The 15,407-nt window shown below is 54.2% G+C and carries 16 protein-coding genes and 4 tRNA genes; 6 read left to right on the top strand and 14 right to left on the bottom strand.

What is annotated here, in order from left to right; translation table 11 throughout:
- Positions 1-367: 367 nt before the first annotated feature.
- A tRNA-Leu gene (locus A3L09_RS03065) sits at positions 368-455 on the bottom strand.
- A 110-nt stretch (positions 456-565) separates the two neighbouring features.
- Here A3L09_RS03065 and A3L09_RS03060 point away from each other — a divergent pair.
- A tRNA-Lys gene (locus A3L09_RS03060) sits at positions 566-643 on the top strand.
- 71 nt (positions 644-714) lie between these two features.
- Positions 715-1,899: a DEAD/DEAH box helicase gene (locus tag A3L09_RS03055; RefSeq protein ID WP_088857567.1), complete on the top strand. Its 1,185-nt coding sequence runs from the start codon at positions 715-717 to the stop codon at positions 1,897-1,899.
- Positions 1,900-1,984: 85 nt separating this feature from the next.
- Here A3L09_RS03055 and A3L09_RS03050 read toward each other — a convergent pair.
- From A3L09_RS03050 to aor, 5 genes are all read right to left on the bottom strand, one after another.
- Positions 1,985-2,059: transfer RNA gene (locus A3L09_RS03050), tRNA-Cys, on the bottom strand.
- Positions 2,060-2,079: 20 nt separating this feature from the next.
- A tRNA-Ser gene (locus A3L09_RS03045) sits at positions 2,080-2,165 on the bottom strand.
- 56 nt (positions 2,166-2,221) lie between these two features.
- The gene (locus tag A3L09_RS03040) at positions 2,222-3,292 is read right to left on the bottom strand and encodes a tungsten cofactor oxidoreductase radical SAM maturase (RefSeq protein WP_394335190.1); all 1,071 of its coding nucleotides are present in this window, start codon (positions 3,290-3,292) and stop codon (positions 2,222-2,224) included.
- Between the two features lie 82 nt (positions 3,293-3,374).
- Positions 3,375-3,626 carry a MoaD/ThiS family protein gene (locus A3L09_RS03035; protein WP_198362285.1) on the bottom strand — a complete coding sequence of 84 codons (252 nt, stop codon included), beginning with the start codon at positions 3,624-3,626 and terminating at the stop codon, positions 3,375-3,377.
- Positions 3,627-3,702: 76 nt separating this feature from the next.
- On the bottom strand, positions 3,703-5,520 hold the full coding sequence (gene aor, locus A3L09_RS03030; RefSeq protein WP_088857566.1) for an aldehyde ferredoxin oxidoreductase: 1,818 nt from the start codon (positions 5,518-5,520) through the stop codon (positions 3,703-3,705).
- Between the two features lie 145 nt (positions 5,521-5,665).
- Here aor and A3L09_RS03025 point away from each other — a divergent pair, with 145 nt between their 5' ends.
- Genes A3L09_RS03025 through A3L09_RS03020 form a run of 3 tightly spaced genes read left to right on the top strand, consistent with a single transcriptional unit; the run spans position 5,666 to position 8,225 of the window.
- The gene (locus A3L09_RS03025) at positions 5,666-6,904 is read left to right on the top strand and encodes an Nre family DNA repair protein (protein ID WP_088857565.1); all 1,239 of its coding nucleotides are present in this window, start codon (positions 5,666-5,668) and stop codon (positions 6,902-6,904) included.
- Positions 6,905-6,951: 47 nt separating this feature from the next.
- The gene (locus tag A3L09_RS10830; protein ID WP_157727189.1) at positions 6,952-7,104 is read left to right on the top strand and encodes a hypothetical protein; all 153 of its coding nucleotides are present in this window, start codon (positions 6,952-6,954) and stop codon (positions 7,102-7,104) included.
- Complete coding sequence (locus A3L09_RS03020; RefSeq protein ID WP_088857564.1) at positions 7,101-8,225, top strand: alkaline phosphatase family protein; 1,125 nt, start codon at positions 7,101-7,103, stop codon at positions 8,223-8,225. Before A3L09_RS10830 ends, A3L09_RS03020 begins: the two co-directional genes overlap by 4 nt.
- Positions 8,226-8,260: 35 nt before the next feature.
- Here the strand turns inward: A3L09_RS03020 and A3L09_RS03015 are convergent, their stop codons facing one another.
- Positions 8,261-8,740 carry a hypothetical protein gene (locus tag A3L09_RS03015; protein WP_088857563.1) on the bottom strand — a complete coding sequence of 160 codons (480 nt, stop codon included), beginning with the start codon at positions 8,738-8,740 and terminating at the stop codon, positions 8,261-8,263.
- A 104-nt stretch (positions 8,741-8,844) separates the two neighbouring features.
- Between A3L09_RS03015 and A3L09_RS03010 the strand changes: the two genes are divergently transcribed.
- Complete coding sequence (locus A3L09_RS03010) at positions 8,845-9,150, top strand: nucleotidyltransferase domain-containing protein (protein WP_088857562.1); 306 nt, start codon at positions 8,845-8,847, stop codon at positions 9,148-9,150.
- Here A3L09_RS03010 and A3L09_RS03005 read toward each other — a convergent pair.
- The 7 genes from A3L09_RS03005 to A3L09_RS02975 form a co-directional block, all read right to left on the bottom strand.
- On the bottom strand, positions 9,147-9,539 hold the full coding sequence (locus A3L09_RS03005) for a DUF3783 domain-containing protein (RefSeq protein ID WP_088857561.1): 393 nt from the start codon (positions 9,537-9,539) through the stop codon (positions 9,147-9,149). The genes A3L09_RS03010 and A3L09_RS03005 overlap by 4 nt on opposite strands.
- 95 nt (positions 9,540-9,634) lie before the next feature.
- Positions 9,635-10,282, bottom strand: a complete 648-nt coding sequence (locus tag A3L09_RS03000) for a 30S ribosomal protein S7 (protein ID WP_088857560.1) — start codon at positions 10,280-10,282, stop codon at positions 9,635-9,637.
- Positions 10,283-10,287: 5 nt separating this feature from the next.
- The gene (locus A3L09_RS02995; protein ID WP_014122317.1) at positions 10,288-10,731 is read right to left on the bottom strand and encodes a 30S ribosomal protein S12; all 444 of its coding nucleotides are present in this window, start codon (positions 10,729-10,731) and stop codon (positions 10,288-10,290) included.
- A 10-nt stretch (positions 10,732-10,741) separates the two neighbouring features.
- Positions 10,742-11,179: a NusA-like transcription termination signal-binding factor gene (locus tag A3L09_RS02990; protein WP_088857559.1), complete on the bottom strand. Its 438-nt coding sequence runs from the start codon at positions 11,177-11,179 to the stop codon at positions 10,742-10,744.
- A complete protein-coding gene (locus A3L09_RS02985; RefSeq protein ID WP_088857558.1) occupies positions 11,179-11,487 on the bottom strand; it encodes a 50S ribosomal protein L30e in 309 nt (102 codons plus the stop codon). Before A3L09_RS02985 ends, A3L09_RS02990 begins: the two co-directional genes overlap by 1 nt.
- A 13-nt stretch (positions 11,488-11,500) precedes the next feature.
- Entirely contained in the window at positions 11,501-12,676 is a 1,176-nt protein-coding gene (gene rpoA2, locus A3L09_RS02980) for a DNA-directed RNA polymerase subunit A'' (RefSeq protein WP_088857557.1), read from the bottom strand.
- Positions 12,677-12,682: 6 nt separating this feature from the next.
- Positions 12,683-15,406 (bottom strand): DNA-directed RNA polymerase subunit A', encoded by a 2,724-nt coding sequence (locus A3L09_RS02975; RefSeq protein ID WP_088857556.1) that lies wholly within the window; start codon positions 15,404-15,406, stop codon positions 12,683-12,685.
- Position 15,407 lies beyond the last annotated feature (1 nt).

Here is a 15,407-nt window from a genome sequence, read left to right as displayed (position 1 = left end):
GGAATTCGCCTGTTTTTAGCCCGTATATCGTGAAAATCCTCGTAGAAGAGCAATTTTAGAAGGAACCACAAGCCTTGATCAAACTCAACGAGACTACCGTCCCGTGCGTTAAAACAAGGTTTAATCAAAAATGCTCTCCTCCTAAAATGCTAAGCATCAAGCGTGCACTCTTTTTGTGACGCATTAGCAGGGGTTTAACTTTAAAATCAGTCTTTTAAGAGGTTTGTTTTTTGTTCTGGCGTCCACAGGACGCCTTGTTGAAGGCAAACACTTGTGTAACAGCAAGTAATGCGCAAACCCCGCTCAAATTTAATTTTCAGAAGAGCACAGTGTTTTCCGCCAGCGCTTTGCGAAGCAAAGGGCTGAATGGTGCGGGGGCGGGGATTTGAACCCCGGAACCCCTACGGGACGGGACCCTCAATCCCGCGCCTTTGACCAGGCTCGGCAACCCCCGCGTTGCCAAACTATAAGGGTTGAGCGGCCTTTATAAATTTTTCTGTCTCCGCTCCACTCAAAGGAACCAAAAAATTTATAAAGCAACTTCCCGTCTATGGTTTCGGGTTGAGGGCCGGTAGCTCAGCATGGTTAGAGCGCGGGACTCTTAATCCCGTGGTCGGGGGTTCGAATCCCCCCCGGCCCGCCAGACCGCGTTTCTTCTCGGCGCGTTCCGTTTGAGGAGGAATGCGTTTGAGCAACGTACAAGGAGTTAGAAAAATGAGTTTTGAAAAGTTAGGTTTATCCGAGGCCACCCTAGTGGCCGTCAGGCAAAAGGGTTTTGAAAGACCAACGGACATTCAGAGGGAGGTCATACCCCTGCTTCTCTCGGGCGAGAAGGATATAATCGGCCAGTCCCAGACCGGGACCGGGAAGACAGCTGCTTTTGCGCTTCCGATAATAGAGGCGATAGACCCCAAGGAGAAAAACGTTCAGGCGATAATCCTCACGCCCACCAGGGAGCTCGCCCTCCAAGTGGCGGATGAAATCAAAAGCCTCCGCGGGAGGAAGAGGGTCTACGTTTACGCTGTCTACGGCGGCCAGCCGATAGGGCCCCAGATAAGGGCGCTTGAGAGGGGAACGCACGTCGTCGTCGGAACTCCAGGAAGGGTTCTCGACCACATAAGGCGCGGCACCATCGACCTGAGCGGGGTCAAGTTCTTCATCCTCGACGAGGCCGACAGGATGCTCGACATGGGGTTCATCGATGACATAGAGAGCATAATGAGGAACACCCCCGAGGAAAAGCGCATCCTGATGTTCTCAGCTACTATGCCGAGGGAGATCCTCCTCCTGGCGAAGAGGTACATGAGGAACCCCGAGGTCGTGATAGTCAGCAGAGACGAGCTTGTTCCAGAGATGGTCGACCAAGAGTACGTGGAAGTCCTTCCGGCGAGGAGGTACAGAAAGCTCAGGGAAGTTCTCACCGAGGATTTCTACGGCATAATCTTCTGCCAGACCAAAAGGGAAACCCGTGAGCTGAGCGAGAGGCTCAGGAGAGACGGCTACAGTGCAGAAGCTCTCAACGGGGACATGAACCAGGCAGCCCGCGAAAGAACCTTCAAGAGGTTCAAAGAAAGGAGGACCAGGATACTCGTCGCGACGGACGTCGCGGCCAGGGGTCTGGACGTTCGGGACATAAGCCACGTCGTAAACTACTCCATCCCAATGAACCCGGAGCAGTACATCCACCGCATTGGGAGAACGGGAAGAATGGGTAAGAGGGGAAGAGCCATAACATTCCTCCAGCCGGGCGAGCTCAGGAAGTTCAGGTACATAGCCAAGGACGCTGGGGTGGAGGTGAGGAGGTCATCCCTCAGCGAGAAAACCCCCAAAGAGTTCAGAAACGAGGAACTGGAGAGCGAGTACCGAAGAAGGTGGGGAGGAAGGAGGAGAAGGTTTTAGCCTCTCCCACCGTTTACGTGTTTTGAAACGATATTTATTGAAAAGCATTTCTACTCACTCCATAAACACTGAAAATCGAGAAACCTGGAGCCGGGAGGGGGATTTGAACCCCCGTAAAGCGGATCTGCAGTCCACCGCCTCACCTCTAGGCTATCCCGGCATTGATCCCAAGAAGATTTTTGGCGCCGCGGAGGGGATTTGAACCCCTGTGGGCACCGCCCACCGGCTTAGCAGGCCGGCGCCCTACCAGGCTAGGCTACCGCGGCATTTTGCGCCCGAGGTATATGAGCCGCTGAGGGTTTTTAAGCTTTTTGGAACCTCTTCAGTAGAACTTACCGAAGTTGTGCTGGGGTATCGGGCACTGAACTATTCTTCTGGCCCAGAGGCAGTCGGCGCAGCTCGGCTCGTTGCCCCAGCAGTCGATGTCGCTCGTCTTGACGAAGTCGCAGGCATCAACCAGCGGGCAGTCGGTACAGGAGGGATACATGTAGTTCTTCATGGTGAAGCGGAACCATGTGTACTTCTCGCTCGTCCATATCTCCGCGAGGCTCTTTTCTTTCACGTTGCCGAAGGAGTATGCGTTCACCTTCTTCTTACGACCGAATATGTATTCGTAGTAGCTGTGGAGGAAGCGGTAGCAGGGGGCAACTTCCCCGTCCCATCTGACAACTGCAACGTTGTTCTCATCGAAGTCGCAGCTCCTTTCAGTCTTCAGCTCGAAGTACGGGAGCTTTATGTAGAGCCCGTTGTGCGCGATCTTGTAGAGCTCGTCGAGGATGGGTTTCATATCAACGCTTCCATCGTAGACGATGTCCTTCGTCTGCTCTTCAGTTAGGGGGAGCAGGTTCGACACGAGCATGGAATCCACGCCAAGATCGAGGAGGAAGCGGGCCATGTCGGGTAGCTGTCTGTAGTTCTCCTTCGTAACGACCACCTCAACCCCTATACTAGGTCTGTGAGTTCCGTACTCCTCCCGGTACTTCACGAGCCTCCTTATCCTGTCCGCGGTTGCTGCAGCGGCAAGATGGCCGAGGGTTATGGCGTTCTGAGCAGTTGGAACCGTGTCCATGGAGAAGTATATCAGCTCAACGCCTAGCTTCGCGAACTCCCTAAGCATTTCATCGGTCATCAGGGTCCCGTTGCTGCTCATGCCCAGCGCAAAGCCGCGCCTCTTAACCTCGCGAACCATGTCCATGAAGCGCGGGTGAACCGTGGGCTCCCCTATTCCACCGAAGTAGATCATCTTAAGCTCCGGAAACTCCTCTGCATCGTCCAGGATTTTTATAAAGAGATCCCAGTCCATATCCCCCTCGGTGTCTTCCCAGTACTGCTTGAAGCACATCTCGCACTTTAAATTACAGCGGCTGGTGACCTCTATGTAAAGGTACTTCATGTCGAGCTTCGGCTTCACTATGACCTTCCCGTCCCAAAGGGTGAAGGTATACTCCCTATCAAGGTTTAACTTTATCGCCACTTCAACCGCCTCCGGCCGGTGGGAAGATGCTAACCGTATCCTCCTCCCCCAAGGGGGTGTCAAGGCCGTTGAGGTGCTCTATGTTCTTCCCGTTGACGAGGATTATGAAACCCCGCTCCAGCTCCTTCTTGAAGCCAGGGAATAACCCATCAAGCTCATCAAGAAGCTCCCCAACGGTCTGGGGACCGTTTACTTCAAAAACACGCTTTCCAGCGATATCTATGAGAGTCGCGAACACCTTAACCTTCACCATGGTACCACCTGATTAATCCATCTCTTTGCCGGAATTATGTTAAAAAGCTTGCTGGACAAAAATGGGAAGAAGGGAATCACATAAACTCGTCTATTCCAAGTTCCTTCGCCTTCTCAGGCGGGATCCTTCCGTCCTCGGTCCAGCCACGGAGGGCGTAGTAGCGCGGCAGCATCTCCTTCAGGCGGACCACGTGGCCCTTGTTCGGGCCCTCTGGCATCGGCTCCTCGAGGAACCTCTTCGGCAGGGTGTCGTCCTTGAGCGGGTCGAGGCCGGCCTTGAGGTTGAAGAGCCTCTCGGCGTTCCAGATTCTCTCACCGATCTTGAGGTAGTCCTCCGTGGAGAAGTCCCAGCCGAGAGCAGCGTTCAGCATGTCGCGGAAGTCGTCCGCGCCGAGGCCGAACGTCGTGAAGAGACACAGGCCAGCGGCATCAATTACTGCACTCAAATCCTGGAACAGGATGAGCATCTTCACCTTGTCGTCGCTTATGTCGTGCGGATCCATCTTGTACGGGTAGCCGAGGATCTCCGGGCTTATCATGTAGTTCTTGATGTGGCAACCGCCACGGTTGTTGGTTGCATAGCCGAGGCCGTGTCCCTCTGCTCCACGCGGATCGTAGGCAGGGAGTTCAAGCTTCTTGACGCTCATCGAGAACTCCGGGTGGCCGTACATCTCGGCGAAGCGGTAGCTTCCCTCGGCCAGCTTGTCTCCCAGACCCTTCCTGTAGGCTATCTTCTCAATGTAGTAGTGGAGAACCTCGGTGTTGCCCCACCTGAAGGGAGGAGCATCTCCAAGATCGTCGTCAGTGAGGTAGCCCTTCTCGTAGAGTTCCATAGCGGCCGCGAGCGTTCCGCCTGTTGAGATGGTATCAAGACCGTACTCGTCACACTGGTGGTTGGCCTCGATGATGCTAGCGAGGTCGTTTATTCCCAGTGTAGCGCCCAGTGCCCAGATGCTCTCGTACTCAGGTCCCTCAGTTACGCCAACTGTCGGAAGCTTGTTGACCCTGCCGCAACCGATCGGGCACGCGTAGCAGGGCTGGTTCCTTATGAGGTACTTCTTGGTCATTGCCTCACCGCTGTGCTCGTAGGCGAGCTCAAACACACCCGTCTGGAAGTTCCTGGTTGGATAGAGGCCGTTCTCATTGATGATGTTCACCAAGACTGCGGTACCGTAGTTGGGCAGTCCCCCACCCGCAACGGGGTCGTTCTTGAGCTTGTTTATCTTCTCCCTGACGGTGAGCATGAACTTCTGCCTGTCGGCTATTGGAACACTCTTCGTCCCCTCGACGGCTATCGCCTTTAGGTTCTTGCTCCCCATGACAGCTCCGACACCGGCCCTGCCTGCGGCCCTGTGGCCGTCGTTTATAACGGCGGCGAACTTGACGAGGTTCTCACCAGCGGGACCAATGCTGGCTATGTGGAGCCTCTTGCTCCCTATCTCCTTTCTGAGGGTCTCCTCGGTCTCGCTCACGATCTTGCCCCAGAGGTGGGAAGCGTCGCGAATCTCAACTTGGTCGTCCTTTATGTAGATGTAGACCGGGCTCTCGGCCTTGCCCTCAACTATTATGCCGTCCCAGCCCGCGAACTTGAGCTCTGCCCCAAAGTAGCCGCCCGAATTGGCCATTGTTATGAAGCCCGTAGCTGGGCTCTTTGTAACAATATTGTATCTTCCACCCGTGGGAGCGCTCGTACCGCTCAGCGGGCCGGGCGTTATGATCAATTTGTTCTCAGGGCTCAGGGGGTCGACCTTCGGATCCATGTCCCTCAGGAGGTAGTATATGGCCAGACCCCTGCTTCCGAGCCACTTCTTGGCCAGCTCCTCGTCATATTCCTCAACCTTCACCTCCCCAGTGGAGAGGTTGACGCGCAGAAACTTTCCCCAGTTGCCGTACATAAAAACACCTCAGGCCATCTAAGTACATCGAAGTATATAAGAGTTTAGGAAAACACAACAGAGGACATGTCCCCCAAATGTTAAACGGATTTATTATCCAAAAACACGGGGCAAGTTTTAAACGAGAAAAACTATATGAGGCGTGATGTCAGAACTCTTCAACTCCAAACTCTGCGCCATCTGCAAGGGCAGAAAGCTCCTCTGCGGAAGGCCGACCTGCCCGATACTTGAGAGGTTCAGGGTAGCTCGTAATGTGGAGCAGAAGCTGAATAAACGCCATCTCTTCGGCTCCTCACCACCAAGCGTCTTCGTCGGTGAGTACGGCTATCCGAAGGTCAGAATAGGCCCCCTTGTGCCGCCAATTGAGGGGAAGACTGACTACCTCGACAATCCGCTCAAGTGGGAGAACAAGACGATAAAGGACATCCTCTACTACCGCTCCATGCTTGTGATGGGTGAGACCAAAGCCGACGTTAGCGTCAGAAAGAGCGGAAGAATCCTCAGCGAAGTTCAGGAGCTGGCTATGAGCGTCAAGCCCGTGGACAGCGAGATACTCCTCAGGAGAAAGCCGGTTCTCAAGGTCATTCCCAGCGAGTTTGCCCCACCTGTGGGACCCAAGGCAGAGCTCCTGGATTTTGAGCTGACGGAGAACCCGAGGATACCGCGCAGGACGGACTACGTTGTGAGCGACGAGCTGAAGGCTGAGCAAGCAATAATGCGCCTCTACAATTGGGGCTTCGACGAGTACTACATCATAAGGCTCCTCTCCGCGGGACTGCTCGGCGTTGATAAGAGGCTCGTACCAACACGCTGGAGCATCACCACCGTCCAGGACACGATAGGCAAGAACCTAAGGCGCGAGATCCTCCACTACCCGGAGATAAACGACTACGAGGTCTACTTCTACCGCTTCATGGGGAACCGCTACACGGTTCTGCTGATGCCTGAAACCTACGCCTTTGAGCTCCTGGAGGTCTGGCTGAAGGGCTCGCTCTTCGGTGCCGAAGAACCTAGGGTGATCCACGACTACGAGGACTTCCGGGGGAGGAAGGAGTACGTCAGGGAAACAGCGGGTGCATATCACGCCGCCCGCCTGAGCGTCCTCGAAGCCCTCCGCGCTAGGAGGAGACAGGCAAGAGCGGTTGTCTTCAGAGAGGTCACCCCAGAATACTACGCCCCGGTTGGGGTCTGGCAGCTCCGCCTGGGGGTGAAGAAGGCGATGGGCAATCCAATAGGCCGCTTTGAAACCCTAAACGAGGCCCTGGATGTCATCAGAAGAAGGTTAGAGCATCCCTTTGAGAGGTACCTTCAGAGAAGCTACGTCCTCGGAGCGCTCGCAAGGCAGAAAACTTTAGACGAGTGGCTGGGAAATGTTTTAACGTGATTGCCCAAACCGGATGATGAGCCTTCCATCCCACCGAGCGGTGAGGAGTGCACGTCAGGCTGACGGTGATTAAGATGGATGAGAACGTCAAAGAGCTCAAAAGAATGGCGGAAGAAGTTAAAAAGCTCAGGGAAGAGCTTGACAAACTCAGCGAAACCCTTGAAAAGATCGAAAAAGCTCAAAAGGGGGAGAAGGAGTGAGGAAGAAGTTAGTCCTCATAAGCCTCGACGGGAACGGTATCTACAACCTTGAGCACATGCCCTTCCTCAGCGAGCTCGCCGAAAGCGGACACTTCGCTGTTGTTGATTCAATATTTCCCACGCTGACTGATTTAGTCCACACGAGCGTCATGACGGGCGTGTGGCCAAGGGATCACGGTGTAGTTGAGAACGGCTACTACGACAGGATAGCCGACAGGAAGGTTAACTTCTACGAATACGAGGTTGCGTTCAATCCCCACAAGGTCATCAAGGCCCCCACTATAGTTGACATTCTGAAGGGGAGAGGAGTTAGGACTGCCTCGGTTTCGGGCTACACGATGCCACCCTTCAGCGGCACAGACGTTAGGATCTTCCCCCCGTTCTTCGCGAGCAACGAGATGTACAGAAAACACGGCCGTGACTGGAGGAAAGACCTCTGGGTACTCAACTCGGCCCTATACCTCTATGAGGAGTGCAAACCCGACCTTCTACTAGTTCACTTCGCCTCGATAGACGGGATGCAACACGACCACGGGCCGCTAAGCGATGGTGCAATGAAGGCCGTTGAGACCGTTGATACAGCAGTAAGGACACTCTGGGAGAGGCTGAAGGAGGAGTACGCCTTCATCATCTTCGCCGACCACGGACAGGAGGAAGTCCACACTTGGGTGAACCTGAAGACATACTTAAGGGAGAGAGGAATCGAAGTTCTGAGGGTCTCCTCCGGGGGAGGCGTCCACGTTTACCTCAAAGACCCAAACCAGAGCGAGGAGGCCTTTGAAGTTCTTAGAAGAGCACCTGGCGTTAAGGAGGTCTTTTTCCGCGAGGAGCTTCCCCACTTGGACAGCCCAAACAGCGGTGAGCTTATAGTTTCGGCCAAACCGGGCTACTGGTTCTGTTCCCACCGGATGTGCAGAGGGGTTAAGAGTGCGAGCCACTGGGTAAAGGGAATGCATGGCTCTATGAACGAGCCAGTGGTGAAGGTCCCGCTAATACTCTGGGGCTTTGATAAAGTTGAGCTTGAGGAGCCGAGCTTGATGGACATAGCGCCGACTATATTGAGGTTCTTCGGCGTTGAGAAGCCTGGGAATATGGTCGGGAAGAGCTTGATAAGGAGATAAAAAGCGGACATCAAAGTTTAATCGAGATTTCCGCCTTATCGGTCTTCTCTGAATAATAGGTAAGACACGGACTTCCATTCTTTTCCTCTGTTTCCAATTAACTCTCTTTTAATTAGTGGCCTTAATGCTTCCCGGATCATAGAGGAAATTTCAGAGAGAGATGGTCCATTGAATGTAGTATATATCGAAAAGCTATATGCGAAAGAACAGTAATACGTCTCTCCATTCTTCTCCACCTGCTTCATTAAATCTCTGTTAAAGAAGCGACAGATGGAGATCTCAACACGCTCTTCATTCTCAAGAATCTGAATCGCAGGAGAATTTTCAAAAACTATCGAGTGCATGTTCGAGATTTCCTCCTTATCCTTCCCAAAAGGAATCATCTTGCGTTTAGTATTAAATAGGATAAAGCGCTTATTTGTGACTGCCAGGTTTCTAAAGTTGCCCGTAGCGTCTATCTTTTTAACAACCGCTAGAATATACTCCCCAGGCATTAAATAGTCCCGAAGCTCCATTTCCCTCCTACCTCCGGGTACTTATATATTTCCCTCCTACCGGAGGGTATAATACTGGGGAGAAGGGTTTAAATGACCCTTCACAACATCCCTTGGGTGTGAAAATGGACAAGAAAGCTCAGGCCCTTAACGAGTTTTTAAGTCTTTTGAAGGAACGTTTTGGAAGTTCAATAGATGAGGTCTTTCTATTCGGTTCCTACGCCAGAGGAAATTATGATGAGGAGAGCGACATTGATGTTCTGATAGTTGGAGATGTCGATTTTGACGAAGTAATTGGGCTGGTAACGGATGTGCTCCTCAGATACGGAGAACTTATAAGTCCTGTGATCATCAAGCCGGATGAATTCAAAAAGAGGAACGACAGCTTCATAAGAACGGTAAAAGCTGAAGGTATACCTCTTGAAATCTAACCAGGCCCTCCCCCGATGTCCAGATACGGCCCCTTCTTCATCCTCCTGAGCTGTCGGAAGTAGGCATCCTCCTCAAGCCATTCCTCTATCAGCTCGTCGAGCTTCATGGTCATGGAGTTAGGGGTCGTGGTTGCGTAGATGACTCCTTTGAAGCCGAGGGACTTCATCTTTTTCAGCGCTTCCTTGACTTCTTCGTTGCTCAGGTTGTGCATCAGGAAGAACTTCCGTTCGTGCCAGTTCCCGCTCCCCTTAAGAGAGTCCGCCTTTTCAACAACTTCGCTAAGAACCCAGTCCCTGCAGTAGCTGGGTATTTCATAGACCGGAACCCCTTCAAAGGCCTCTCTTATCAACTTCACTTCATCCCCGGAGAATCCAATTAGGAATATCATCTTACCACCCAAAAAAACTCCGATTAAGGGATTTAAAAAGCGTTTGGAAGCGAGTAAGGGGAAATTTGGAGAAAGTAGAGAAAAGTCTCCAGCCCTCAGCGTGAGGACTGGGCAATCCTCTCGGTCTCTTCCTTCTTGCTGTAGGCGAAGCTCTTCGGGTCCCTGTTGGCGGCAGCGATGATCTCCTCCGCGAGGGCCTGAGCGAGGGTGGTCTTGTTCCTGTAGCACTTGGCCGAAGCACCGAGGGCAATGTTCTTGAGGGCTATGTCGAGCCTCCTGAGCGGGGAAACATCGACCGCCATGTGGTAGCGGATTCCACCGAAAGCGATGGTGGTTGTGTCCTCCCTAGGGGCGGAGTTCTCTATAGCCCTTACGAGAACCTGGATCGGGTTCTGCTTGGTTCTCCTCTCGATGATCATGAAAGCCTCCTTGACGGCCTCGTAGGCTTTCATCTTCTTGCTCATGAGGGAGCGGTGCTCACGCCTCATGAAGTGGCCGCCGACCTTGTGACTGCTGGCACCGCTGCGCATGACCTTGTTGATTAAGCGCTCAACGATGTGAACGTTGGCCTTGCCAAAGGCCTTCTTGGCGTGCCTTCCGTGGCTGTGCGGGAGTATTCTGGCGTCGAGGTTGATGTAGGGCCTGAGGGACGGGTCCTCAACGGTTACATCCTCAACGCTCCATCTGCCCATGACCTTGACTTCCTTCGGGATGAAGAACCTCTCGGTAAGCGGCTTGGCCATTCACTTCACCTCCTCGGCTTCTCCTTCCTTCCCTTGACGAGCTCCTTGAGGCTAACGCGGTTGACCTTGACGACCTTGTACCTGATTCCTGGGATATCACCCATCGAACCGCCCTTTGGACCGCCGATGCCCTCGATGATGACCTCGTCGTGCTCGTCGATGTGGTTGATGGCACCGTCACCCGGGGTGAAGGCGGTGACGACCTTACCGTTCTTGATGAGCTGAACCCTGACTGCCTTGCGCATAGCCGAGTTGGGCTGCTTAGCCTCAACGGCGATCTTCTCAAGAACTATCCCCTTCGCCTGGGGAGCACCCTCAAGCGGGTCGCTCTTCTCCTTGAGGCGGAGAACCCTTCTCTTGTACCTTATATCGCTCCAGCGAAACTTCTTTCTCTTGAGCTTGAGCTTCCTTCCGGCAAACTCTCCGTACGGAGCCTTCTTTCCAGCCATGATCATCACCTCAGATTACTACCACATCACTAATACCGTGGTGTCTCTCCATCAGATCCTTCACGAGGTTTATGTTCTGGCCGCCCCTGCCTATCGCGCGAGGCTTCTCGCGCGGGCTTATGTCGAGTAGGGCGACCTTCTTTCCGTCTCTCTTTTCGGTGATGTGGATCTTTTTAACCTTAACCCCGAGGCTTTTATAAATGTTCCTCAGGAACTCCTCGGGGTTCTCCGAATGCTCGATGAGCTCGATGTCCTTCCCGAGCATGTTCTGCACTCTCTTAACGTTGGCCCCCTTCTTTCCGAGGGCAAGGCCCATCTCACCCTTCTTTATGACGAAGATGAGCCTGTTCCTGTTGGTGTCTATGAGACAGTCGAGCACTGTTGCCCCTGTCATGCTCTCGAAGAGGGCTATGTACTTGATCTGATCCGTATTGAGCTTGAGCGGCATTACTCCTTACCCCCAGCAAGTGCAAGTATTCTGCTCTCACCGGGGTCGATTACGGTGAGGGCCGAAACCGTGTGCGGCCTTCCCAGCAGGGTTCCAAGCTCAACACTGGTCCCCTCAAACTCGTAAACCGGAATCCCGCTGAGCTTGGCGTAGTACTCAATATCCTCCTTGATATCGGGCCTGGCGTTCTTGGCCACTATAATCATCTTTGCCCCACCAACTTTCGCGTACTGGATGCTCTTCTTGGCTCCCATGACGATCTTTCCAGTTTCCTCAGCCTTCCTAAGCTCAAAGGCGAAATCAACCATTAACTACACCTCCCTACTCCCTTTTCGGTCTCAGGGGAAGGCTCATTGTCAGCCTGACCATCCCGGTTCCCACGGGAACCGGCTGTCCTATGAGGACGTTCTCGACCACACCGGTGAGGGGATCGTCTTCACCCCTCTCGGCAGCCTCAAAGAGGTGCTGCGTGGTGATCTCGAAAGCCGCCCTCGCGAGGACGCTCGATTTCTCGCCAACAATACCGTGCCTTCCTATCGGCCTTATGACCCCATCCAGGGTCATCATGTCGGCGACGAGCATTATGTGCCTGATGTCAACTTCAAGACCCTGCTCGCGCATCGTGTTGACGATTTCCTCTATAATGGCGTTTCTGGCAGCTTCAATGCCAAGCACTTCCGCGATCTCCCATATGTTGTTGGTTCTCGTTCTGGTAGGATCAACGCCCGGGACCTTGAGCACCTGCTTGAAGTTAGAGCCCTCGGTGTAGATCACGTACTCGTCGCCTTCCTTCCTGATGATGGTCTTACCGACGCCAGAGAGGCCTTTAAGGCGGTGCTTTTTAACCTTTTCGGCAAGCTTCCTGAGGTCGGAGAGCTTCCCGGGCTTCTTGGGCCGAACTATGAGGGAATAGCCATCGGCCTCGAACTCAGCGCTCTTGAATGAACCCGAGAGCTTTTTGAGGATCCTGTCCATGTCAAGGCCGGCCTTCTCAAGTCTCTCCGGATCGATATCGACTATGAACTCAAAGTTAAGGATGTCGATGCTGGTCTCCCTGGCCAGGTTCTCTATAGTGGTACCCTCGATCCTCCTGGCGACTTCACGGGCCTTCTCAAGATCGTGGCGGTGTTCCTCATCGAGGAAAACGGTCATGACCGGTGTCGACGGGTTCTTCCTGGCGTCAACTATCTCGATGATTCTCGGGAGACCGAGGGTGACGTTGATCTCGGCGACACCAGCGTAGTGGAAGGTGTTGAGGGTCATCTGAGTTGAGGGCTCACCTATGGACTGAGCGGCGACGGTTCCTATCGGTTCACCTGGTTCAACAAGGGATCTCTCGTACTCCCTCACGGCGTCCTCGATGATGGCCTGGACCTCCGCCTTCTTAAGCTTGTACTTCTTGTTGTATTCGACGAGCTTGTTGTAGAGGTCTTCCTTGATGTTGTCGGGGAGCTCCGACTTCCAGACCATATCCCTGATAGTCTTAGCGGCGACCATTCTCAATCACCTCCTCCCTCCACCGCGCATCTTCACGAGGTTCCTGATGATCACCCTGTCGACGTCGAGCGTTTTGCCGCCCCAGCTCTTCATCGGATCGATGCCGTCCTCACCGTACTTGAACTGGACGATTATTCCCGTTGGATCCCTGACTGTTCCGTCGTAGTCTACTTTGAGATCCTGAAGGGCGTTGATTAATCTTCTCTGCATGTAACCGCTCTGGGCAGTTCTAACGGCGGTATCGACGAGACCTTCCCTACCACCCATCGCATGGAAGAAGTACTCCTGCGGCGTCAGACCGCTCTTGTAGGAGTTCGTAACGAAACCCCTCGCCTTGGCCCCCAAATCACCCGGCTTGAAGTGGGTGAGAACCCTTCCGCGGTAGCCGCGGTAGAGGCGCTTCCCGCGGATTGACTGCTGACCGAGCATCGCGGCCATCTGGGTGATGTTGAGTATCTTACCTCTCGCTCCAGTCTTGGCCATGATGACCGCATGGTTGGTCATACCGAGGTAGCGCTCGGCGACCTTACCGGCGTTGTCACGCGCCTCAGCCAGAACTGCCATGATCTTGCTCTCAAGGGTCTCCTCAAGGGTCTTACCCGGGAGGGGCTCAAGCTCCCCGTTCTTGTAGGCCTCGATGAGCCTGTTGACCCTCTCCTCAGCCTCGCGTATTATCTCGTGTATCCTGTCGAGGGCCTCGCTCGGGAGATCCTCATCGTCTATGGCGGTCGTGAAGCCCTTGTGGGTTATCACCCAGATGGTCAGCTTCGTGACCTGGTCAAGGAACTGCCTGGCCCTGTCGACACCGTACTCCCTGACTATGAGGTCGAGAAGCTTTCCGTCCTCCCTTCCGTAGGCCTTCTTGTCAATGGCACCGCTGAGGAGCTTTCCGTTCTGGATGTATACGAAGCCGTCGTAGGCTATCTTTCTGACTTCCTCCGGATCCGGAACAAGCTTCTCCTCTATGAGCTTCTCGATGGCCTCACAGCGCTCCGGCTCGTCGCAGAGCTTGTTGCGGTACCATATCGTAAGGTCCTCCGGAAGGAGGAGCGAGAAAACGGTCTTGCCGCTCCAGAGGGGCTCGCCGTTCTCGAACTTGTCAGGGGCTGGGAGTTCATCAACGTCAACTCCCGCGAAGGTCAGCATCACCTCAACTTCCATCCTCGTGAAGTACGCCCCCTCCCTTGTTAGCAGGTAGCCGCCGGAGATGTGATCCTGGATTCCGGCTATGAGCGGGCCACCGTACCTCGGGGAGATGATGTGGTTCTGGACTTCCATAAGGATCTTAGCCTCAGCCTGCGCCTCCTCGGTCTGGGGCACGTGAAGGTTCATCTCATCTCCATCGAAGTCCGCGTTGTACGGCGGACAGACAGGCAGGTTGAGGCGGAAGGTCCTGTAGGGCATAACGCGAACGCGGTGGGCCATGATGGACATCCTGTGAAGGGAAGGCTGACGGTTGAAGAGGACGATATCCCCATCCTCAAGGTGCCTCTCGACGGTCCAGCCTATATCGAGCTTCTCCGCTATCATCTCGAGGTTGGTCTCCATGAGGCGGATCCTTCTCCCCTCGGGATCGATGACGTAGTTGGCCCCTGGGTACTTCTCAGGCCCGTTGAGAACCCTCTGCCTTAGCTTCTCGTAGTTGAACTCGGTGACCTTCTCTGGAACGGTGAGCTCCATCGCGACCGCGAGCGGAACGCCGACCTCGTTGATGCTTATCATCGGGTCGGGGCTTATGACGGTTCTTGCCGAGAAGTTGACACGCTTACCGCTGAGGTTCCCTCTAAACCTGCCTTCCTTACCCTTGAGACGCTGGGCGAGGGTCTTAAGGGGCCTTCCGCTCTTGTGCTTCGCCGGAGGAACCCCCGAGGTCTCGTTGTTGATGTAGGTAGTCACATGGTACTGAAGGAGATCCCAGAGGTCTTCGATGATGAGCTGTGGTGCACCGGCCTCGATGTTGGATTTGAGACGGTTGTTGATACGGATTATGTCAACGAGCTTGTGGGTGAGGTCGTCCTCGGCGCGGATGCCGCTTTCGAGGGTGATGGAAGGCCTCATGGTAACGGGTGGGACTGGAAGGACCGTGAGGATCATCCACTCGGGCCTGGACTTTTCAGGGTGAAGGCCGAGGAGTGGAAGGTCCTTATCGGGGATCCTCTCAAGCCTGTCCCTTATCTCGCTCGGCATCATCCTGTGCTTGTACTCGTTCCCCTCCTCGTCCTTTCTGAGCTCATAGTAAACGGTGGGCCTCTCGAACTTGAGCGGGAACTGAGGTGCTCCACAGTGCGGGCATATCATTCTCTCCTTGGCCTTCTTGTGGATCTCCTTGATGAGCCTGTCCTTGGCCTTCTTCCTGTCTCCCACAACCTCGAACTTGTGCATGTACTCCTCTATCTCCTCATCGGTGAGCTTTATCCTTCCGCACTCGCGGCAGGTGCTCTCCATAACGCGGTGGATGGTCTTCGCAAAGCCGACGTGGATAACAGGTCTGGCGAGCTCGATGTGACCGAAGTGGCCGGGACACTCCCCGGCCCTGGCACCGCAGGTCTCACAGCGAAGACCCGGGTCGATGACACCGAGCCTCTTGTCCATCAGCCCGCCCTCGATTGGGTAACCGTCATCGTCGTAGGTATCTGGAACGGTTATCTCGGCCGCGCTCATCTTCCTGATTTCCTGAGGTGAGAGGATTCCGAACTCGATACTACCGATAACCTTCTTCATCGACTGCATG

Source organism: Thermococcus profundus, assembly GCF_002214585.1.
In the GTDB taxonomy this organism is placed as follows: domain Archaea; phylum Methanobacteriota_B; class Thermococci; order Thermococcales; family Thermococcaceae; genus Thermococcus; species Thermococcus profundus.
Note: the sequence above shows the minus strand (reverse complement) of the source record. Positions and strands in the feature narration are given on the sequence as shown.